The sequence below is a fragment of the Pseudoalteromonas sp. S4741 genome (assembly GCF_005886135.1).
GTDB classification, from domain to species: domain Bacteria; phylum Pseudomonadota; class Gammaproteobacteria; order Enterobacterales; family Alteromonadaceae; genus Pseudoalteromonas; species Pseudoalteromonas tetraodonis.
Genome location: NZ_PNCN01000240.1, coordinates 1 through 349, shown reverse-complemented (window position 1 = coordinate 349; position 349 = coordinate 1). Strand labels below are relative to the sequence as shown.

Here is a 349-nt window from a genome sequence, read left to right as displayed (position 1 = left end):
TGTTGAAGGTGATAAAGCTGCGATGGAAGTACCTGCTGAACAAGCCGGTACGGTAAAAGAAATTAAAGTAAATGTGGGTGACACTGTTACCACAGGCACTTTAGTGTTCATCTTTGAAGGTGAAGCGCAAGACTCTGCTGCTGACTCTAAAGAAGCTGAAAAAACCGAGGAAGCTGCACCTGCTGCGTCATCGGCTTCATCAACTAAAGAAGTCACTGTGCCAGATATTGGTGATGACGAAGTTGAAGTAACTGAAATTATGGTTGCAGTTGGTGATAGCGTAGAAGAAGAGCAATCTATCTTAAACGTTGAAGGCGACAAAGCGGCAATGGAAGTACCAGCACCCTTT

Annotated in this window: 1 protein-coding gene; it reads left to right on the top strand. The window is 44.4% G+C overall.

The features are described 5' to 3' along the window. A partial coding sequence (locus CWC30_RS17990) for a biotin/lipoyl-containing protein (RefSeq protein ID WP_283956823.1) occupies positions 1-349 on the top strand: 349 nt, incomplete at both ends.